Annotated in this window: 18 protein-coding genes, 1 tRNA gene and 1 other RNA gene; 9 read left to right on the top strand and 11 right to left on the bottom strand. The window is 67.4% G+C overall.

Annotated elements, in window-relative coordinates:
- Positions 1-3 precede the first annotated feature (3 nt).
- From ACFVHY_RS21285 to ACFVHY_RS21270, 4 genes are all read right to left on the bottom strand, one after another.
- Positions 4-1,512, bottom strand: a complete 1,509-nt coding sequence (locus tag ACFVHY_RS21285) for a glycosyltransferase 87 family protein (RefSeq protein WP_390275303.1) — start codon at positions 1,510-1,512, stop codon at positions 4-6.
- Between the two features lie 88 nt (positions 1,513-1,600).
- The gene (locus ACFVHY_RS21280; RefSeq protein ID WP_390275302.1) at positions 1,601-2,875 is read right to left on the bottom strand and encodes an aminotransferase class I/II-fold pyridoxal phosphate-dependent enzyme; all 1,275 of its coding nucleotides are present in this window, start codon (positions 2,873-2,875) and stop codon (positions 1,601-1,603) included.
- 71 nt (positions 2,876-2,946) lie between these two features.
- Positions 2,947-3,041: signal recognition particle sRNA small type (gene ffs, locus ACFVHY_RS21275), an RNA gene on the bottom strand.
- Positions 3,042-3,188: 147 nt separating this feature from the next.
- Positions 3,189-3,277: transfer RNA gene (locus ACFVHY_RS21270), tRNA-Ser, on the bottom strand.
- 78 nt (positions 3,278-3,355) lie between these two features.
- Between ACFVHY_RS21270 and ACFVHY_RS21265 the strand changes: the two genes are divergently transcribed.
- A complete protein-coding gene (locus ACFVHY_RS21265) occupies positions 3,356-4,204 on the top strand; it encodes an NmrA/HSCARG family protein (RefSeq protein WP_390275301.1) in 849 nt (282 codons plus the stop codon).
- Positions 4,205-4,223: 19 nt separating this feature from the next.
- Here the strand turns inward: ACFVHY_RS21265 and ACFVHY_RS21260 are convergent, their stop codons facing one another.
- Both ACFVHY_RS21260 and ACFVHY_RS21255 read right to left on the bottom strand, forming a co-directional pair.
- Positions 4,224-5,309 carry a DNA polymerase domain-containing protein gene (locus tag ACFVHY_RS21260; RefSeq protein WP_390275300.1) on the bottom strand — a complete coding sequence of 362 codons (1,086 nt, stop codon included), beginning with the start codon at positions 5,307-5,309 and terminating at the stop codon, positions 4,224-4,226.
- Positions 5,310-5,311: 2 nt separating this feature from the next.
- On the bottom strand, positions 5,312-6,364 hold the full coding sequence (locus tag ACFVHY_RS21255) for an ATP-dependent DNA ligase (protein WP_390275328.1): 1,053 nt from the start codon (positions 6,362-6,364) through the stop codon (positions 5,312-5,314).
- 138 nt (positions 6,365-6,502) lie between these two features.
- Here ACFVHY_RS21255 and gluQRS point away from each other — a divergent pair, with 138 nt between their 5' ends.
- Positions 6,503-7,411 (top strand): tRNA glutamyl-Q(34) synthetase GluQRS, encoded by a 909-nt coding sequence (gene gluQRS / locus ACFVHY_RS21250; RefSeq protein WP_390275299.1) that lies wholly within the window; start codon positions 6,503-6,505, stop codon positions 7,409-7,411.
- 29 nt (positions 7,412-7,440) lie between these two features.
- Here the strand turns inward: gluQRS and ACFVHY_RS21245 are convergent, their stop codons facing one another.
- Complete coding sequence (locus tag ACFVHY_RS21245) at positions 7,441-8,454, bottom strand: hemolysin family protein (protein WP_390275298.1); 1,014 nt, start codon at positions 8,452-8,454, stop codon at positions 7,441-7,443.
- The gene (locus ACFVHY_RS21240; protein WP_390275297.1) at positions 8,447-9,913 is read right to left on the bottom strand and encodes a hemolysin family protein; all 1,467 of its coding nucleotides are present in this window, start codon (positions 9,911-9,913) and stop codon (positions 8,447-8,449) included. The genes ACFVHY_RS21245 and ACFVHY_RS21240 overlap by 8 nt, the downstream gene beginning before the upstream one ends.
- A gap of 265 nt (positions 9,914-10,178) precedes the next feature.
- On the opposite strand from ACFVHY_RS21240, the gene ACFVHY_RS21235 reads away from it, so the two are divergent.
- The 4 genes from ACFVHY_RS21235 (at position 10,179) to ACFVHY_RS21220 (ending at position 14,772) form a co-directional block, all read left to right on the top strand.
- Positions 10,179-10,838: a class II aldolase/adducin family protein gene (locus tag ACFVHY_RS21235; RefSeq protein ID WP_390275295.1), complete on the top strand. Its 660-nt coding sequence runs from the start codon at positions 10,179-10,181 to the stop codon at positions 10,836-10,838.
- Positions 10,835-11,788, top strand: a complete 954-nt coding sequence (locus ACFVHY_RS21230; RefSeq protein WP_390275293.1) for a carbohydrate kinase family protein — start codon at positions 10,835-10,837, stop codon at positions 11,786-11,788. Before ACFVHY_RS21235 ends, ACFVHY_RS21230 begins: the two co-directional genes overlap by 4 nt.
- A 49-nt stretch (positions 11,789-11,837) precedes the next feature.
- Positions 11,838-12,755 (top strand): SDR family NAD(P)-dependent oxidoreductase, encoded by a 918-nt coding sequence (locus tag ACFVHY_RS21225; RefSeq protein WP_390275292.1) that lies wholly within the window; start codon positions 11,838-11,840, stop codon positions 12,753-12,755.
- Between the two features lie 316 nt (positions 12,756-13,071).
- Positions 13,072-14,772, top strand: coding sequence for a DUF222 domain-containing protein (locus ACFVHY_RS21220; RefSeq protein ID WP_390275290.1), 1,701 nt, complete (start codon positions 13,072-13,074; stop codon positions 14,770-14,772).
- Positions 14,773-14,785: 13 nt separating this feature from the next.
- On the opposite strand, the gene tgt is transcribed toward ACFVHY_RS21220, so the two are convergent.
- A complete protein-coding gene (tgt, locus tag ACFVHY_RS21215) occupies positions 14,786-16,054 on the bottom strand; it encodes a tRNA guanosine(34) transglycosylase Tgt (RefSeq protein ID WP_390275289.1) in 1,269 nt (422 codons plus the stop codon).
- 91 nt (positions 16,055-16,145) lie between these two features.
- Here tgt and ACFVHY_RS21210 point away from each other — a divergent pair, with 91 nt between their 5' ends.
- Positions 16,146-16,649 (top strand): hypothetical protein, encoded by a 504-nt coding sequence (locus tag ACFVHY_RS21210; protein WP_390275288.1) that lies wholly within the window; start codon positions 16,146-16,148, stop codon positions 16,647-16,649.
- 83 nt (positions 16,650-16,732) lie between these two features.
- Here the strand turns inward: ACFVHY_RS21210 and ACFVHY_RS21205 are convergent, their stop codons facing one another.
- Complete coding sequence (locus ACFVHY_RS21205) at positions 16,733-17,218, bottom strand: DUF1877 family protein (protein ID WP_390275286.1); 486 nt, start codon at positions 17,216-17,218, stop codon at positions 16,733-16,735.
- Between the two features lie 63 nt (positions 17,219-17,281).
- The gene (locus ACFVHY_RS21200) at positions 17,282-18,175 is read right to left on the bottom strand and encodes an SGNH/GDSL hydrolase family protein (RefSeq protein WP_390275284.1); all 894 of its coding nucleotides are present in this window, start codon (positions 18,173-18,175) and stop codon (positions 17,282-17,284) included.
- A 234-nt stretch (positions 18,176-18,409) separates the two neighbouring features.
- Between ACFVHY_RS21200 and ACFVHY_RS21195 the strand changes: the two genes are divergently transcribed.
- Complete coding sequence (locus ACFVHY_RS21195; RefSeq protein ID WP_374611600.1) at positions 18,410-19,174, top strand: MerR family transcriptional regulator; 765 nt, start codon at positions 18,410-18,412, stop codon at positions 19,172-19,174.
- 46 nt (positions 19,175-19,220) lie between these two features.
- On the top strand, positions 19,221-20,645 hold the full coding sequence (locus ACFVHY_RS21190) for a glutamate decarboxylase (protein ID WP_390275282.1): 1,425 nt from the start codon (positions 19,221-19,223) through the stop codon (positions 20,643-20,645).
- The last annotated feature ends 33 nt before the right edge of the window (positions 20,646-20,678 follow it).

Raw genomic sequence — 20,678 nt, 5'->3', positions numbered from 1 at the left:
GCCTCACACTGGTGCAGCGGGCCCCTGATCGGGTGTCTCGGTGACGGGTTCGCCATCGGTTCCGACCAGGTCATCGGCCATCCCGCGGGTGTCTTCCGAAGGGCGCGGAGTATGCCCGGACGTGCCTCGCGAGTCGCGTGGCCCGGACTCTTCGCCACCCGTGTCCGGCCGTCGTGTGCCCTCACTGCCGGTGCTGCCCGCATCGCCGGTCGGCAGCCCACCCTCGGCGATCACCGCAGCCGCGACGCCGGGCGGGATGATCGGGTCGGCGGGCGTCGGCGAGGAGTAGCCGCGGCTGCCGACCATCCGCAGGCCGACGACCGTCGCGACGAGCACGCCGAGGTAGGCCCACAGGTAGGGGCTGACCGTGAACCAGTTGAGCCATGTGATGCGGGTCTTGACGTACAGCCCCGTGTAATAGCCGTCCGGGATCAGCGCCGGTACATGCGTCGGCCACGAAAACGCGAGAAGCACCAGTGCCGCCACGCCCACGCCGGCCCACACCCGCGGTGCCCGCGGCTGCCGGGCGTCGAGGACCAGGTGGATTCCGATGACCAGGATCGGGATGAACCACACCCAGTGGTGGCCCCACGACATCGGCGACACCACGCAGGCGGTCATCCCGACGATGCTGACGGCGAGGAGTTCCTGACCTTTGCGATGGGCGTACGTCGCCACCGCGAAGCCGACCGCCAGCCCTGCCAGCACCAGGGCGAGCCAGAGCAGCGTCGGCGGATTGTCGGTGTCGAGGTGGTTGGCCAGCATGCCGCGCAGGGACTGGTTACCGCGCAACTGAGCCGAACCGACCCGGTCGGACTCGAACAGTTTGCCCGTCCAGTACGACCACGAGTCCCCGGGCAAGGCGGCGAACCCGATGAGCATGGTGGTGGCGAAGCCGCCCACCACCCCGGCGAGGGCGCGCCAGTTCCGTTGCACGAGGAAGTAACCGGCGAAGATGAGGGGCGTCAGCTTGATTCCCGCGGCGACTCCGGTCCAGAACCCCTTGAGGCGTCCACCGTCCGGGCGCACCAGATCGGCCACGATCACGAGCATCAGGAACACATTGATCTGCCCGTACCAGATCGTCGTACGAACCGGCTCGAACAACATCGCCACCGCCACCAGCGACGCCGCGATCACGCGCAACGGCCAGGTCACCGGCCGGCCGAGGCTGCGGAAGCTCAGCATGATCACCAGGTAGAGCGCCACGACGATGCCCGCCGACCACAACATGCGGGCGACGTCGAAGGACATCCAGGCCAGCGGACTGAACAGCAGGGCGGAGAACGGCGAGTAGGTGTAGTCCAGGTCGCCGATCATCTTGACGTCGTAGAGACTGACGCCGTTGGCTACCGCCCGGGCACCCGCCTGATACACCGAGAGATCGATCTGATTGTGCAACAAGCCCCAGAATTGGGCGCCCAGGGGTACGACGACATCCTGGAGTGCCAGTGCGATGACCCCCACGACGGCGAAACCGGTTGCGAGAAGAACCGGCCTGGGCAGATTCACGATTTGAAAGCCTGTCACAAAGTGGTGCGCACGCCAGCGCACTCGCCGGAGAATGAGAGCAATCTAACGCCGGGATAGGCGTGTCGGGTCAGCTGGAGCGGGCGAGCAGGGTCTCCGCCGCGGCCAGCAGCACGCACGTGGACACCCCGTCCATCGCGGCCCGCAGGTCGTCGGTGTTCGGGAACGTCGGTGCGAGTCGGATGTTCTGATCGTGCGGATCGGTCTTGTACGGGAACGCCGATCCGGCGGCGGTGAGCGCGATACCGGCTTCTTTGGCCAGCTCGATGGTGCGTCGGGCCGCGCCGTCGACGACGTCGAGGCTGATGAAGTAGCCGCCCTCCGGCTCCGACCACGACGCCACCTTCGACTCCGTGAGCCGGTCCTCGAGGATGTCGAGCACGAGCTTGAACTTCGGGGCGAGGATCTCCCGGTGGCGGGCCATGTGTGCCCGTACACCGTCGGCGTCGCCGAAGAACTTGAGGTGACGCAGCTGATTGACCTTGTCGGGCCCGATGGTCTTCAGCGACAGGTACTTGCTGAACCAGGCCAGATTCTCCGGCGACGACCCGAAGAACGAGACGCCGGCGCCGGCGAAGGTGATCTTCGACGTCGAGCCGAGGACGTACACGCGGTTCGGGTGCCCGGCCTGCGCCGCCATCTCCAGGATCGGCATCGGCGTCGGCGGGGTCTCCACCAGCGTGTGGACGACGTAGGCGTTGTCCCAGTAGATCCGGAAGTCCGGCGCCGCGGGCATCTCGAGCAGTCCGCGGGTGACCTCCTCGGAGAAGGTGACACCCGTCGGATTCGAGTAGGTGGGCACCGCCCACATGCCCTTGATGCTCGGGTCGGCGGCGACGAGTTCGGCACACACCCGCACGTCGGGGCCGTCGGGCAGCATCGGCACCGGGATCATCTCGATGCCGAAGCTCTCGGTGATCGCGAAGTGGCGGTCATAACCGGGCGACGGGCACAGGAACTTGATCGTCTGACGTCCCCACGGCTCGTCGGAGTCGGCGGTGCCGTGCAACAGCCCGAAGACCGTGAGGTCGTGCATGATCTCGAGGCTCGAGTTGCCGAGCGCGATGAGGTTGTCGGGGTCGACGGCGAGGAGTTCCCCGAAGATGCCGCGCAACTCGGGCAGTCCGTTGAGTCCGCCGTAGTTGCGGGTGTCGGTGCCCGCGCCGTCTCGATACTCGTCACCGGGCAGCGACAGGAGACCGTTCGAGAGATCGAGCTGCTCGGGGGCCGGCTTGCCGCGGGTGAGGTCGAGCTTGAGACCCAGCGCGCGCAGCGCCTCGTATTGCTTGGTCAGTTCCGTCTGGGTGTTCCGGAGTTGGTCGGCACTCATCGAGTGAAAATTCAACGTTGGCCCTCTCGCGGCTCGACGCCGGTGCGGGTGGCCGACGCCCCTGACCTGAAACTTCGTATCGGGAAAATAGGGGACCCCGCGCACCCGAGAGAGCCCGTTGACCCTTGCTGCCTTCCGGCCCTGGGGGAGTTCACAGGATGCACGCCGCGCGGGATCCGTCGTCCAGTGTAGCGAGGGGTTCCGGCGGCCGGAGCCGGGGTCCTCGAACCGGTCCGCGCGGCTTGAGGGCACTTGGCCCGCACGCTCCGGAATACGACGAAGGTCCGCGGTGTCACCCGGAAAGACGGGTGTCACTGCGGACCTTCGGTGGCGGAGGATAGGGGATTCGAACCCCTGAGGGCTGTTAACCCAACCCGCGTTCCAGGCGAGCGCCATAGGCCACTAGGCGAATCCTCCAACGTCGAGATGATAGCCGCCGACGGCGCACTCACCCAAACCGTCCGGCCGTCGAGTGTGACCGCTAGGGTCGACGGCATGGCCGATTCCTCTCCTGTCGTTGTCGTCGGAGCCACCGGAGGGCAGGGCGGCGCCGTGCTCGACGCGCTGCTCGAGGCCGGTTTCCCGGTCCGCGCCGTCGTGCGGGACGCGGTGTCGAGCAAGGCGGCACGCCTGGCCGACCGAGGCGTCGAACTCGCCGTCGGCGACATCGTGAGCGGGTCGGGTCTCACCGAGGCATTCACCGGGTCGGCGGGCGTGTTCGCGCTCACCACTCCGTTCGAATCCGGCGTCGAGTCCGAGATCGGTCAGGGTCGTGCGCTGATCGAAGCCGCCACGTCCGCGTCGATCCCGTACCTCGTGTTCTCCTCGGTGGCCTCGGCCGATCGTCAGACCGGCGTGCCGCATTTCGATTCCAAGTTCGAGGTCGAGCAGATGCTGGCGGCCACCGAGATCCCGCACACGATCGTCGGCCCGGCCTACTTCTTCGACAACCTGCTCGGCGGAGCCGACGCCCTCGCGGCGGGCGTGATGCCGATCGCGATGCCCGCGGACAAGCCGCTGCAACAACTCTCGCGGCGCGACCTCGGCCGACTCGTCGCCACCCTGTTCGCCGCGCCCGACGTCCACGTCGGCCAACGCATCGACCTCGCGTCCGATCAGCCGACGCCCGAGGAGATGGCGCGCATCATCGGCGACGTGCTCGGCACCACCGTCACGGCGGAGTCCTACGACCCCGAACGTATCGAGTCCGAGGACATGCGGGCGATGTTCACGTTCCTCGGCGACCGCGGATACGAGGTCGACATCCCCACCCTGCACCGCCGGTTCCCCGACGTCGGCTGGCAGAGCTTCGCGACCTGGGCCGCGGAGGCGCTGCGCCGCTGAACCTTACGGAAACCGGCCCTCAGCCGTCGGAGCGTCGGTTGCCCTTCTCGTCCCAGTGCTCGGCGACCTTCTTGCTCGGCTGTACGCGCGGCGGCTCGCCCGGCATCTTGGGATAGCTGGGCGGATAGGGCATGTCGCCCAGGCCGTTCGCGTCGTCGGCCTGCACCATCTCCAGCAGCTTCTCGACGCCGCGCCGGTGGTCGGCGATGTCGGCCCATGGGTCGCCGCGATCTTCCAGGAGCTTCGGGACGGTTGCAATGGTGCAGTCGTCCGGATCGACGTCGGCGAGTTCGTCCCACGTGACCGGGGTCGACACCCGAGCGCGGGCGCTGCGTCGAACGGAGTACGGGGATGCCATCGTGCGGTCGCGGGCGTTCTGGTTGTAGTCGATGAAGATCCGTTCTCCGCGTTCCTCTTTCCACCACGATGTGGTGACCGCGTCCGGGTCGCGGCGTTCGAGTTCGCGGGCGATCGCGATGACGCAGCGTCGGGTCGCGATGAAGTCCCACAGCGGTTCGATGGGCACATACACGTGTACTCCCCGACCGCCCGAGGTCTTCACGAAACCGACGAAGCCGAGTTCGTCGAGCAGCGGCTTGAGTCCCTCGATCGCCACTCGCCGGACATCTTCGAAGGTCGTGCCGGGTTGCGGATCGAGGTCGATGCGAAGCTGATCCGGGTGGTCGTTGTCGGGGTGCAGGGTCGGCCAGGTGTGGAAGGTGACGGTACCCAGGTTCGCGCCCCACACGAGATCGGCCGGCACCGTGGGCCGGATCGCGTCGCCAGTTCGCTTGGACGGGAACACGATCGGGGTGGACTGCACATGCTCCGGCCGCTTCTTCGCGATGTGCTTCTGGTAGATCTCCTCGCCCTCGACGCCATCGGGAAAGCGCTGCAGAAAGGTCGGACGGTCGCGGGTGGCGCGCATGAGGGGCCCGTCGCCGCTGTCGTCGACTCCCAGTGCGAGTGTGCGGTAGTACCCGACGAGATCGCGCTTGCGGCCGCCGTTCTCGCCGAGTTCGGGGAAGTAGATCTTGTCCGGGTTGCTCATCCGGACGGCGACCCCGTCGACGTCGAGTTCCTCGGCGGGCGAACGAGATGCCATGGTCATTCTCCTTCGAGGACGTCGTGGAGATCGTAGGTCAGCGGGACGTCGAGCTGGTCGTAGCCACAGCTCTCCGGTTCTCGATCGGGCCGCCAGCGAAGGAATTTCACCGTGTGCCGGAAGCGATGGTTCTCCATCTGGTCATAGGCGAACTCCGCGACCAGCTCCGGACGGATCGGGATCCACTCCCCCGATTTCTCCGAACGCCACCGCGTCGGCTCGCCCGGCGACGCCTTCTCCGGGTCCAGCCGCATCGGCTCGAACATCTGCTGCAACTCGATCCGTTTGGCGTCGGAGAAGGCCCCGGCCCCGCCGACCATCCGCAATTCGCCGTCATCGCCGTACAGGCCGAGCAGCATGGACCCGATCCCGGTGCCCGACTTGTGGATTCGATACCCGAAGATCACACAGTCCGCGGTCCGTTTGTGTTTGATCTTCAGCATCTCCCGCTTGTTCTCGACGTACACGCCGTCGAGTCGCTTGGCGACGACACCGTCGAGCCCGGCACCTTCGAAGGCGGAGAACCAGTCCTCGGCGACCGCGGGGTCGCTCGTCACCCGGCTGGCATGCACGCGACGGTCCCGCCCGCCCGGACCGACGGCCCGCAGCAGCGCTTCCCGGCGCACCTCGAAGGGTTCGCCCATCACGCTCGTCGACTCCAGCGCCAGCGCGTCGAATCCGACGAAGATCGCCGGTGTCTTCTCCGCGAGCATGGTGACGCGCGATTCCGCCGGATGGATGCGCTGCGCGAGCGAATCCCAGTCGAGCCGGTGCGTGTCGCCGATCAGTGCCGGCACCCCGATCTCACCGTCGAGGACCACCTTGTCGGGCAGTTCGTCCTTCACCGCCGCGACGATCTCGGGGAAGTACCGGGCCAGGTCCTTGCCGCCTCGCGATCCGATCGTCACCTCGTCGCCGTCGCGGAAGACCAACGCGCGAAAACCATCCCACTTGGGTTCATACGACCACGACACCGACCCGTCGGGCTGCGGCGGCACGCTGGTCACCGCCTTGGCCAGCATCGGCGCAACAGGCGGCATGACCGGGAGATCCATGAAACTCATCGTTCCTCACTCGTCGACGGGACCGCAACGCCTACGCGCCGCCGCGTACCCGGCGTGTCGTCGTCCGGGCCACTACGGGCAGACCGGCCGCGGCACGGATTCTCATCGCGGACCGGTAATCTCGACGCGGTGTCGACGCAGCGAGCGGGCCGGTACGCGCCCTCCCCCTCCGGGGACCTCCACGTCGGCAATCTGCGGACCGCCGTGCTCGCCTGGCTCTTCGCGCGGACCACCGGCCGGCAATTCCTGATCCGGATGGAGGATCTCGACCGAGCCGTCGAGGGCGCGGATTCCCGGCAGTTGTCCGACCTAGCGGCCCTGGGCCTCGATTGGGATCCACCCGTCGTCCACCAGATGGACCGACTCGACGCATATCGTGCCGTCCTCGACGACCTGCGCGACGCCGGCCGCACCTTCGAGTGTTTCTGCACCCGCCGGGAGATCCTCGACGCGCCGTCCGCACCCCATGCGCCACAAGGCGCCTACCCCGGCACGTGCCGCGACCTCACCGCCGCCGAGCGCGACGAACGCCGTGCCACCCGGCCACCCGCGATCCGGCTGCGGGCCGACGTCCGGGAGTACGGCGTCGACGACCTGCTGCACGGCCCCTACATGGGCGCGGTCGACGACTTCGTGCTCCTGCGCAACGACGGCACCCCGGCCTACAACCTGGCCGTCGTCGTCGACGATGCCGCGCAGGGCGTCGACCAGGTCGTCCGCGGGGACGATCTGTTGTCGTCGGCGCCCCGGCAGGCCTACCTGGCGACGCTGCTGGGGTCCACCCCACCGGTATACGCGCATGTCCCGATGGTGCTCAACGCCAACGGAATCCGGCTCAGCAAGCGGGACGGGGCGGTGACCCTGGCCGACCTCGCCGCCGCGGGGGTGGAGACGTCGACCGTGTTGTCCCGCATCGCCCATTCACTGGGGCTCGGCGGCCGGGACGAGCCCGTGCGCGCGGAGCAACTGGCGAAGCGGTTCGACCCCGCCGCGCTGCCGGCCGAACCGTGGTTCCTGACGGCCGACGAGTGGACCTAGCGGCCCACCCCGGCGCCCCCGACCGCCTCCTACGCCGTGGTCGCCAGCAACCGCTGGAGCACGTCGTTGATGGTGATGAGTCCGACCGCGCGGCCCCCATCGGTGACGAGCGCGAGGTGGGCGCGCTGTTCCCGCATCGCGGTGAGCGTCTCGTACACCGGCTGCGCCGACTCGACGCTCAGGACCGGGCGCATGAGATCGGCCGCCGTGGTGCCGGGCGACGCGGTCAGGCTGTCGCGCACATGCACGACACCGCGGACCGGCGCCCCGGACGCATCGTCGCGCACTAGCAGCCGCAGGTGGCCCGAGGTCCGGCCGGCCGTCTGGATCTGATCGGCGTCCGCGGCCGGACCGACGACGGCCAGATGGTCGTTGGGGGTCACGACGTCGCCGACGGTCAACGACTCCAGTTCCAGGGCACTCGTCAGGTGGGCGTGATACCTCTCGTCGAGTGTGCCCACGGTGGCCGAGTGCTCCACCAGGTGGCGGAGGGCGTCGCTGTCCTGCCCGGTCGCGACCTGGTCCACCGGCTCGACGCCGACGCGCTTGAGGCACCAGTTGGCGAGGTGGTTGAGCTGGACGATGAACGGACGGGTCACCCACATGAAGGCGCGCATCGGGATCGCGAGCATGATCGCCGACTTCTCGGGGTGGGCGATGGCCCACGACTTCGGCGCCATCTCACCGACGACGAGGTGCAGGAACGTCACGATGACGAGGGCGAGGACGAAGCCGATAACGTCGGCCGACCAGTACGGCAGACCCCACCCGGCGAACAGCGGCGTGAGCCAGTAGTGCACAGCGGGTTTCGTGACCGAACCCAGTGCCAGCGTGCACACCGTGATGCCGAGCTGCGACCCGGCGAGCAACACCGACAGTTCCGATGCGCTGCGCAGTGCTGCGCGGGCGCTGCCGCTGGTCGCGGCCGCGTCTTCGAGCCGGTGCCGACGCGCGGCGATCAGGGCGAACTCGACCGCGACGAAGAAGGCGCTGGACGCGATCAGGGCCACGGTGACGGCCGCGACGACCCACGGGTTATCCATTGTCGCTCTCCTCTCCGTTCTCGGCCGGGTTCTTCATCTCGCCCCGATGCTTGTCGTCCGGACTCTTCTCGCCCGGGTCGTTCTCGTTGTGTGCCACGCTCATCGACAGCAGAGCGGGGACGCGCTTGTCGACTTCGAGCACCGTGGCCCGCACGGTGCGGGGTGGCGCCTCGTCGTCTTCGAGCAGGGTCGACGGATCGGGATCGATCTCGATCGTCACCGTGTCCCCGACCTCCGGGAGTCCGACGAACTCGGCGATCACCAATCCGGCCATCGTCTCGTAGTCGCCTTCGGGAAGATCCCAGCCGACGGTCCGGGAGACCTCGTCGACGTGTGCGTCACCCCGCACGCGCCATCCCTCGGGGCTCTCCTCGATCGCGACGGTCGCCTCGGAGTCGTGTTCGTCGTCGATCTCGCCGACCAGTTCCTCGGCGATGTCCTCGGCGGTCACAACTCCGGCGAAGCCGCCGTATTCGTCGATGACCACCGCCATCTCGTCATGTGCGTCCGCGAGGGTCTCCAACACCTCGGGCAGCGGGAGCGTCGAGGGCACCACCACCGCGGGACGACACAGGTCGACCGCGGTGGCCGACGAATCGGCCTGCGGCGGTTGCTTTTTCAGCGCGTAGCTCCACTCCAGGAGGTCCTGGAGGTGGATCACGCCGCGTACCTCGTCGTCACCGCCGGCCAGCACGGGGTACCGCGTGTGGCCGGTGCTCATCAGTGTCAGCACCTCACCCGCCGCCAGATCGGCGTCGACATGATCGGTGTTCGGTCGCGGGATCATCGCGTGTTCTGCGGTGCGCGTGGGGAATTCGAGCACACGGTCGAGCAGGACGGACAGCTCGTCGGGCAGGTCACCCGCATCGCGGGACTCGGCGACGATGTGCTCGAGGTCGCGCACCGACGCCGAATGCTCGACGTCGTGCACGGGCTCGATGCGCAGCGCTCGCAGCAGCAGGTTCGACGACTTGTCGAACAATGCGATGAGCCAACCGAACACTGCCAGGTAGATCGTCGTCGAACGGGCGAGCCACCGTGCGACCGGCTCAGGCCGGGCGATCGCGAGGTTCTTGGGGAACAGCTCACCGAAGACCATCTGCACGACGGTGGAGAAGATGATCGCGATGACGGTGCCGATCGCGACACCGACGCCCACCGGGATGCCCACGCCGCCGAGCAGCTCGCCGACGCCGGAACCGATCAGGGGTTCGGCCACGTAGCCGACGAGAAGGCCGGTGACGGTGATGCCCAACTGGGCGCCGGAGAGCATGAAGGACGTGCGGCGGGTGACCGCGAGCGCGCGTTTCGCGGCGGCGTCACCGGCTTCGGCACGGGCTTTGAGGCGGGACCGGTCGACCGCCATGTAGCCGAATTCCTGGGCCACGAAGTATCCGGTGAGGGCGGTGATCAGGAAGACCACCAGGATTCCGAGTCCGATTCCGAGGAGGGTCAGCATGAGACCGTCCCGGTGCCGGGGCCGGGCGGAACACCCGGGTCATTCAATTCACAACAGGGGGCCGACTGGTGTCGTCGGCGTTTTCGGCGCTTTCCGCGTCTCATCGTCTCTCTCGCTGGTGCTCGGGTGTTTCATACCGGGTGCCGGGAGCAAAGGCATGTGCGTAAATGTCCGGTATGTGGTCCCAACGTACCGAATGCGCTCCGAGTTCCGCGACATGCCCGGCGATCCTCGTCCGCGGAGTGCGAATCGACACATTCGGCCGATGAGCGCCCCGTCGATACGCGACGAGGTCGCCGCAGCCGCTCGACGGCTGGCGGCCGAAGGTCTGCTGATCGGCACCTCCGGCAACGTGTCGGCGCGTACGGGCGATCACGTCGCGATCACCGGAACCGGGGTAGTACTCGCGAACTGCGCCGCGACCGACGTGACGGTGGTGTCCCTTGCCGGCGACGTCGTCGACGGGGCGATCGTGCCGTCGTCCGAGCTGGACCTGCACCTTCGCGTCTACGAGGGAACCGGCACACAGGCGGTCGTCCACACACACGCACCCTTCGGGACCGCGGTCGCCTGTGTCAGCGGACTGACCTCGTTGCCGGTGCTGCACTACCAGCAACTCGGCCTCGGCGGTGCCATCCCGGTCGCGCCGTACGCCACATTCGGGAGCCCGGAGCTCGCCGGGATCGTCGCCGACGCGCTGGTCGACACCCAGGTAGCGCTGATGGCGAACCACGGTTCGGTGGCACGCGGCTCCAGCCTGGCCCACGCGGTGGAGAACGCCCTGCTGCTGGAGTGGCTCGCGACCCTCTATCACCGGACCATCAGCATGGGCCGGCCTCGCGAACTCACCGAGGACCAACAGCAGTCCACCGTCGCCCAGGCGATCCGGCTGGACTACGGGACACCCAAGGAGAACCGGACGTGACACCCGCACCGCTGCTCGAACCGCCGACGATCGCAACCGTGGGCGTCCATGTGCTGGACATCCACGTCGTCGGGATCGAGTCCATCCCGGCGGGGTCCGACGGCGCGCTCGTCCAGTCCATCGGTTTCTCCGCCGCCGGCACCGCCGGCGGAACCGCGCTCGTCCTCGGCCGGCTGGGCGCCAAAGTCCGGACCCACGGAGCCATCGGCGACGACTCGATCGGGCGTTCGCTGACCGCACTGCTGGACGCCGAAGGCGTCGACACCGGCGGCCTGGTTCCGAAGCCGGGGGTCCAGACGTCGTCATCGGTCATACCCGTCCGACCCAACGGGGACCGTCCCGCGTGGCACTGCATCGGGGCGAACGCGCAGTTCACGCTCGACGACCTGGGTGCAGACGCGCTGACCGGGCTCGACCACCTGCACCTCGGTGGCCCGGAGTTCCTCGGCGGCGCCGTCGCCGCAGAGCTCCTCGGCCGGGCGCGCGACCGCGGGATCACGACGTCGGCCGATCTGCTGTCGGGTGGCGACCCCGGCCTTCTCGAGTGGATAGCCGACGCACTTCCCCACCTCGACTACCTGCTGCCCAACGACGACCAGATCCGGGGACTGACCGGAACCGACGACCTCACCGACGGCGCACGGGCGCTCCTGGACCGCGGTGTCGGTTGCGTCGCGCTCACCCGCGGCGCCGACGGCGCGCTGGTCGTGACCGGCGACGATGTGGTCGCGGTGCCGGCGTTCGAGGTGGACGTCGTGGACACCACCGGTTGCGGCGACTCGTTCTCCGCCGGGTTCTTGACCGGCCGACTGCGCGGGCTCGGTCTCGCCGACTCCGCCGAACTCGGTTGCGCGGTGGCCGCGCACGTCGCCCAGGGCATCGGGACCGGGGCGAACTCGTACGATCTCGCCGCTATCGAGTCCTTCCGGCAGGCCCGCGCCGCGGGCTGAGCGCATTCCGAGTCGGTTTGGTGAACCCCGCCTCGGGTAGGCGATCACCATGACAGACAACAAGGAAATCAGCGGCTCCACCGTCGTCATCGCCGGCGCGTCGAGCGGATTCGGACGCGGTGCCGCGGTGCGACTGGGAGAACTGGGCGCGAACGTGGTGGTCGCGGCGCGTCGAACCGCGGTGCTCGACGAGGTCGTCGCAGAGATCACCGGCAAGGGCGGATCGGCGCTGGCGGTGCCCACCGATGTCAGCGATCCGCGTGCCGTCGCCCATCTCGCGTCCGCCGCGCTCGAACGGTTCGGGTCGATCGACGTGTGGGTGAACAACGTCGGCGTCGGCGCGGTCGGGTACTTCTGGGACATCCCGATCGAGGACCACGCTCGCCTCGTCGACGTGAACCTGAAGGGCCTGATCTACGGCGCGCATGCGGCGCTGCGCGTCTTCCGGTCGCAGGGTCGCGGAACACTCATCAACGTGGGCTCGGTCGACAGCGAGGTACCCATCGCACTCCAGAACACTTACGCCGCAACGAAGGCGGCGGTTCGGAGCCTCGGGCACTCGATCAGCGAAGAGCTGCGCATGGCCGGCGACGACGCCATCAAGGTCGGCACCATCATGCCGTGGGCCGTGGACACACCGTGGTGGGTCCACGCCGCCAACTACACCGGACACGAACCGCGGATGTCCGCGATGGACGATCCGCAGATCGTGGTCGACGCGATCGTGGCAGCCTGCACGAACCCGAAGCTGGACCAGCCAGTCGGCTACAAGGCCAAGGCCGCCAACGCTTCTCATCACCTCATGCCCGGGATCACCGAGCGGTTCTCGGCGGCGACTGCGAAGTCCGAGACCGAGAAGGGAACACCGGTCGAGCCGCACGCGGGTGCGATCCACGACCCCAACCCGAACAGCACCGGGGTCGCCGGCGGTATCCGCGAACGGATGGTTGCCGAGGACTCGCGCTGACGCCTGTCGGCCGTCGCTCGTTGTGGTGCGCCGCCGCTCTCTGCTGGTCGAGCAGAGGAGCAGTGTCCCGCTTGTCGAGCAGCGCCGCAGAGTCCCGCTTGTCGAGCAGCGCCGCAGAGTCCCGCTGGTCGAGCAGCGCCGCAGAGTCCCGCTGGTCGAGCAGCGTCGACCGAGCGAAGCGAGGACGCCGCGCCCGTCGAGGCCACCGAGGCGACGCTTCACTCCTGTCGGTGCGGCGTGCTTCGATTGCCAGACAACCCGGGAGATCCCGAGATCAAACCCTTGACTCGAACATATATTCGAGTATTGTGGAGGTATGTCATCGGGGGCGGGGGCCGGATCCACATCGGTGGACCCATCGCAGGAGTCAGTCGAGCCGCGCTTTCGTCCCGACCATGAACTCTCCGCTTCTGAACTCGTCGAGGTCTTGAATCACTGCGCCGGCTTGGCGGCGGCGTCCGCTCATCGAATGATGGTCGTGGCCAGTCTCATTCACGACGAACGCGAGATGGACTACGCACAGCGGCGCGCCGAGACGCACAGCGGCGAACTCGACTCCATCGAAGCCTTCGAGCACCTGTCCGCACGAGTGGCCGCCGGCGAGAACCCCTACGAGCAGTTCGGGCCCAACGGCCTCGAACAGGCCATCGCCGAAGTCGGCGCCACCCTCACCGTGACACCGGCCGAGGCGAAAGACCTCATCGAAGCCGGCGACGCACTGCGCTACCGACTCTCCTTCACCGGACACGCACTCGCGTGCGGTCGAATCGACAAACGCCGCTTCCTCATCGCCCTCAAACGCACCGACCTCATCACCGACGACGAAGAGATGCAGACCGTCGACGCCCATCTCGCCGAAGCGATCTTCGCCCGCGCACCGATGTCGACGGCCCGGTTCACCGCCATGGTCGATTCCATCGTCGCCAAGTGGGCACCCGACGCGATCCGCCGACGAAAGGAGCGAGTCAAGTCCGACCGCAAGGTGACCATCACACCCGACCGCTTCACCCCCGGGCAGTCCCGGATCTCCGGAACCCTGCCCGCCGCTGATGCCGCCGAGTTCGACGCACGCCTGACGTCGATCGCCACCGCCGTCCACGCCGGTGACCCGCGGATGTTGGCCAATCGCCGAGTCGACGCCCTCAAAGCGCTCGCTCGCGGTGAAGCCGCCATCACGTGCCTATGCGACGACTGCCGACCTGCCGCAACCGAACCCGACACAGCACCAGACTCCGACGCCACGACAGTGGATACCGTCGAGCCGCCTGAACCGACTGCTGCGATGGTGGAGGCGGACACCATCGTCGACCCGTCAGCCGACGTCGTTGTCGACGACCCGGCCGAGCCGGACGCGTCGACGTCGTCATCGCCGGCGCCGCGCGCGACCTTTCACATCGTGGTGAACCTGTCGACCCTGATCGGTCTCGACGACGACCCTGCCTTCCTCGACCGCCACGGCATCATCGACGCCGACACCGCGCGAACACTCCTCGCCGAAGCCCGCCGCACCTACATCCAGCCCGCACCGACCCCCGACGCGCCACCGGTATCGCCTCCCGACGCGGGCAATTCGACAACGCGGTACACCCCGTCGAAGAAGCTGCAGGCCCTGGTGCGCGCCGGCGAACTGTGCTGCACCTTCCCCGGCTGCAACGCGCCGGTCTGGCAGATCGACCTCGACCACACCGAACCCTTCGACCACACCGACCCGCGTCGCGGCGGCCCGACCGATGCACGTAACCTCAAACCGCTGTGCCGGTTCCATCACCGCATCAAGACCTTCACCAGCTGGCAGGACCACCAAGACGAATTCCAGACCGCGTGGTTCACCACACCCACCGGACACATGTTCGTCGGCAACGCCTTCAGCGGACGCGACCTGTTCAACAAGCTCTTCCCCAGACGGTCACCCGATCACCCCGCCCGCGACAGACTCAACACGCAGCGCGACAACGACTTCCGACGCCACCAACGCGCCGAGAAGCGCTGGAACGACGCCAACCCACCGCCATTCTGAGCAATGGTCACGCCTACCGGGGACCTCCGTAGTAGCGCCGCAGGAACTCGTCCCGGTACTCGGTGTATGTGCCGTTCTCGATGGCCTGGCGGGCCCGGTCGACGAGCGTGACGATGAAGGACACGTTGTGCAGCGTCGCGAGAGTCGGACCGAGTCCTTCCTTCGCCTTGAACAGGTGGTGGAGGTAGGCCCGGCTGTACTGCGACGTGTAGTTCTCGACCTCGGGGTCGAGCGGCCGGAAGTCACTGCGATACTTGGCATTCGTGACGTTGTACCGGCCGTCGAGTGAGTAGATCGCACCGTTGCGGGCGACCCGGGTCGGCGACACGCAGTCGAAGGTGTCGACTCCGTTCTCGATGGCGGTGAAGATGTCGTCGGGTTCGCTGATCCCCAAGAGGTGTTTCGGGGAGTCCTCCGGGAGTTCGTCGTTGACCCAGCCGACGATCGTGCCGAGGTTGTCCTTCTCGAGTGCTCCGCCGATCCCGTACCCGCCGAAGCCCTTTCCGCCGGCAGCGCGGTCCGCCTCGCTCAAGGCGACGAGGTCACGAGCGGCCTTGCGCCGCAGATCCTCGTACTGGGCGCCCTGGATGACACCCCAGAGCGACTGTTGCGGCCGGTGTGCGCGTTCGACGCTCAACCGATTGTGTTCGGCGAGACAGCGGATCGCCCACAAGTGGGTGCGCTCGAGCGAATTCACCTGGTACTCGCGAGTGTTCATCAGGGTGGTCAGCTCGTCGAAGGCGAAAATGATGTCGGCGCCCAGCTGATGTTGGATCTGCATCGACACCTCCGGCGTGAACCGATGCGCCGAACCGTCGAGGTGCGACTTGAAGGTCACCCCGTCGTCGTCGACCCGCGAGAGCCGTTCTTTGCCGTTGGCGGTGAGGTCGTCGTCGGGGGTGCCGGTGGCCTCCATCGAGATGACCTTCTTGAACCCCGCACCCAGCGACATCACTTGGAAGCCGCCACTGTCGGTGTACGTGGGCCCCCGCCAGTTCATGAACGCGCCGAGCCCGCCGGCCGCGTCGATGATCTCCGGCCCCGGCTGCAGATACAGGTGGTAGGCGTTGGCGAGCACGGCCTGGGCGCCGAGGGCGGAGACCGATTCCGGGAGGACCGTCTTCACGGTGGCCTTGGTACCGACGGGGACGAACGCGGGGGTGTGGATCGGCCCGTGCGGTGTGGTGATCGTCCCCGTGCGCCCACGGGTGCCGGCGAGGGTGGTGCCGACGGCGTAGGTAGGGTCGGCGACTTCGGTTCCGGTACTGCTCACGTCCAGCATCTTCGCAGGTCGGGCGCGCCCATCCCAAACCGACGGCCGGCACCGGCCACCGGTGCGGTCGACGACACCGCATTCGCTACCGTGGTGAACCATGTCGCGCAGAACTCGTCCCACCGGTCCCACCACGAGCCGCTCTCGCCGACCGATCAGGGTCGCGGCGGCAACCCTGGGACTCGCGGCGGCGATGTCCACGATTCTGGCCTGCGGCGCGGAACAGGACGTGACCACCGCGTCGTCGACCACCCAGGCCGTCGCCGCGGAGTCGGGATCACCGTCCGCCGAACAGCCCGCCACCTCGCCGCCGGTGGTCCCCGGTCGCAAACCCGTGTCGACGACGACGTCGAGTGCGACCGCATCCGGCGACTCCGACACCACCTGCGGCACCATCCCGGGCCCCGACGGCGCGTTGCGTGTCATGATCCTCGCCGGCGACGTGTCCTGCGATTCGGCGCGGACCATCGCCACCCAGTACGGACCGAAGATCACCACCGGTCAGCAGCAGTCGGTGGCCGGTTGGACCTGCGCACCGTCTCAGCTCGAGGGCGTCCTCGCGGCCTGCCAGAAGGGCACTGCGGTCATCGGCTTCGCGCCGTAGTTCTTCTTTTGGGGCGTCAGTCGGGCAGCCGGGCCAAAGTGTTCGAGCCGGCTACGAACCCACCCGCGGCCGGCACGTCTGTCCTACACGAGCTCCAGCACCACGTGGTTGTCGAGATCGGCGGCCAGGCTGACGAAACCAGCCATGATCGCGTACTTTTCTCGCAGGTATTCGACAGCCCCATCGTCCCAATGGCGCATCATCGGCCACACCTCCTGCCGAGCGAGTTCTGCCGCGGTGGTGTCATCGAGCAACGTGTCGAAGGTGATGTGCGCGAGGATGTCCCGGGTGGCCACCACGTACTCGGGACTCATGTAGTTCGGGATACCTTCACCGAAGTCGATGTTGCCGGGCACCATTCCGTGCCCTCGGACCGGGTTCACCGGCATCGCCGATCGGTCGAACATCAGCTCGAGTGCCTGATACGCCTTGTCGATGTCGGTGGAGATGGTCGGGTCGGCTTCACGGAGGCTGCCGACGAAGTCGGCGATGTCCCGGGCCGAACCCATCGTGCTGATTTCGTGCATTTCATCGTCGCTGAGCCTGGTGTACGACCGAATGAGTCCCATGAGTACCCCCTACCGCCCATGGGGCAGTGCCTCCACACGGCGAGCAACCCGCACAACGGTCCCTCAGCGCAGTGCGGCCACGACCTGGTCAGCCATTGCCTTCTGGCCGCGCGCGTTGGCGTGCATCGCGGGCAAGCTGACCGCACCCAGCGTCGGCTCGACCCATCGCCGTTCGCCCGCGCAGGCGTCGTGGCCCGCGGAGACCTTGGTCATGTCGACGAAGGTCACGCGGGTGGCTGCGGCGGCGCGGCGCATGGCGTCGTTGAGGGCTTTGAAGACACGATGCAGGTATGCGGTGTCCCCGGGTGTCGTGAGCAACGACGCCGAGCAGAGCGCTGAACCCGTGGCCGGGAAGATCCGCGGATATCCGACGAGGACGACGCGTGCGCGCGGCGCTTCGCGGCCGACGAGGCGCAAGGCGTTCACGAGGTCGGGGTAGGTCGAGGACTCGATCTTGTCGACCAGCGAGGTACCGAACTCGTCGCGACATGGGGTCGCCGACAGCGGCGCGGACAGCCATGCCTGCTGGCAGGCCGAGGTCGAATGGCTGAACAGTCCGTTGTTGTTCGCGCCGATCGTGAGGGTGATCAAGCGGGTGTCCGGTCCGATCGCGCTGATCTGCGGTCCCTGCCACCGATACTGCGACTTGGTCAGGTCTTCGGTCGTCGCGCCCGCGCAACTGACATCGACGACCTCGGTACCGCGTCGTTTGGCAACGAGGCTGGAGTAGTTGATCGCCGAGTTCGAGCAGAAGGTCGCCGCACTCGTCGCCTGGGGGAACACCGATGCGCCCGCGCTGTAACTGTCACCCAGATTCACGTATGGGTACCCGTCCGCTGCCTGGGCTCCGCCGGCCGTGACGAGTCCGACGAGGAGAGCGACTACGGTGGACGCCGCGGTCAGCAGGGCTCGGATGCCGAGGCCTCGGCGGGGGCTGCGGCCATACGGCACGGACATACGGTGACTCCAGATCGTGGTACGCGTGTTACTGGTGTTGCAGGTGATACCAACACTACCGGGCAGACGGCCCGAGCTCGGTGCACACGTACCCTAGTTTCCAATCTGATACACATGTCAAGTTTCTATGACGCCGACGGCATGGGTCGTCCACGATCGCTCCGCTCGCTTGACCCTCACGCGACGTCAGGCAGCAGGGTTGTCGATGTGAGCGAGGAAAAGCACACTTCGAAGGTGGACACCCGGGAGCTGACCGTCGGTGTCGTCGCCGGCATGGTCGGCGTCAGCATCCGCACGCTGCATCACTACGACCAGATCGGCCTGGTGGTGCCATCCGGTCGGACACCGGCCGGGTACCGCGTCTACGACGACACCGACGTCGAACGACTCCACCAGGTACTCACCTACCGCGAGCTGGGCTTTTCCCTCGAGCAGATAGCGACCCTGCTCGACGATCCGGACGTGGACCCCATGGGTCACCTCGAGACGCAGCGCGAGTTGCTGACCGAACGGATCGATCGCCTGCTCCGGATGGTCGCCTCACTGGAGGAGATGATGAACGCAAAAAAGGAAGGCATCGCCCTGTCGGCGGCCGAGCAGGCCGAGATCTTCGGCGACCAATGGCCAGGCGAGGAGTACGCCGCCGAGGCCGAGGAACGCTGGGGGAACACCGACGCCTGGAAGCAGAGCCAGAAGCGGACCGGGCAGTTCTCCAAGGAGGACTGGCAGCGCATCAAGGACGAGACCGACGACCTGGAACGGCGGCTCGCGGACGCGATGCGTCGCGGGGTGACTCCTGGCACCGCCGAGGCGAACTCGCTCGCCGAGGAGCACCGCGCACAGATCGGGCGCTTCTACGACTGCGATCACGACATGCAGGTCTGCCTCGCCGACATGTACGTCGCCGACCCGCGGTTCACCGCACACTACGACGAACAGGCCCCCGGCCTGGCCGTCTACCTGCGGGAGGTGATCCACGCAAACGCGGGACGAGGGTGAAAGATCGCCACCCGCCGGTCGTCCGGGTCGGATAGGTTCGGTGTCCATGACCACCGACCCGGGCGTCCACAACAAGAGCGGTGGCGCCCGCGCCACCACCAACATCGGCGATGCGATGACCCTGCGCACCGTCTTCAACCGCGACGGCGAGGCCACCGACCTCCCCAAGTTCGCCTTGGGCGACTCGATGTTGTTGCCCGACACGGCTTATCAGATCGTCCACGACGAGGCGATGCTCGACGGGAACGCCCGCCTCAACCTCGCGACCTTCGTGTCGACGTGGATGGACGACGAGGCGAAGAAGTTGTACTCGGAGACGTTCGACAAGAACATGATCGACAAGGACGAGTACCCGCAGACGGCCGCGATCGAGGACCGGTGCTGGCGCATCCTCGCCGACCTGTGGCACAACCCGGACGTCGACAACGCGATCGGCACCTCGACGATCGGCTCGTCGGAGGCCTGCATGCTCGGTGGGCTCGCGCTGAAACGGCACTGGCAGACCCGGCGCCGCGCCGAGGGCAAGTCCACCGAGAACCCCAACATCGTGCTGTCGACGGCGGTCCAGGTGTGCTGGGAGAAGTTCTGCAACTACTTCGAGGTCGAGCCCAAATGGGTACCGATCAGCCCCGACCACCTCGTCCTCGACGGTCACGAACTCGAGAAGTACGTGGACGAGAACACGATCGGGGTCGTCGCCATCATGGGACAGACCTACACCGGGATGTACGAGCCGGTGACCGCGATCGCGGCCAAGCTCGACGACATCCAGGCCGACACCGGACTCGACGTCAAGATCCACATCGACGGCGCGTCGGGTGCGATGATCGCCCCCTTCTGTCAGCCGGACCTCGAATGGGACTTCCGTGTCGACCGTGTCGTCTCGATCAACACCTCGGGCCACAAGTACGGACTGGTCTATCCAGGTGTCGGCTGGATCGTGTGGCGCGACACCGACGCACTGCCCGAAAGCATGGTGTTCCACTGCTCCTACCTCGGCGGCGACATGCCGACCCTGGCACTCAACTTCTCCCGCCCCGGCGCACAGGTCCTGCTGCAGTACTACGTGTTCCTGCGGCTCGGCCGCGACGGCTTCACCCAGGTCCAGCAGGGTTCTCTCGATGTGGCGCAATGGCTTTCCGGACAGATCGCCCAGATCGACGGCCTCGAACTGGTCAGCAAGGGCGACACGATCCCGGTCTTCGCCTGGAAACTGAAGGCCGGGCACAGCGAGAACTGGAACCTCTACGACCTGTCCGACCGCCTGCGCATGAAGGGCTGGCTGGTTCCCGCATACCCGATGGCCGACGACCTCGCCGACCTGACCGTGCAGCGAATCGTCGTGCGCGCCGGGCTGAGCCACGACCTCGCCCGTGCACTCATCGCCGACATCCGGACCGAGGTCGACTTCCTCAATCGCCTGGAGAGCCCGATGCCACGCGAGGGCGACGGGTCACACTTCCACCACTGAGCTCTCGCCGGTTTCCCCGCCGGTTGAGCTTGT

It is taken from the genome of Gordonia sp. NPDC127522 (assembly GCF_042672305.1).
Classification (GTDB): Bacteria; Actinomycetota; Actinomycetes; order Mycobacteriales; family Mycobacteriaceae; genus Gordonia; species Gordonia hongkongensis.
The sequence above is the reverse complement of the archived record's forward strand: the minus strand, read 5'-3'. Positions and strand labels throughout refer to the sequence as shown.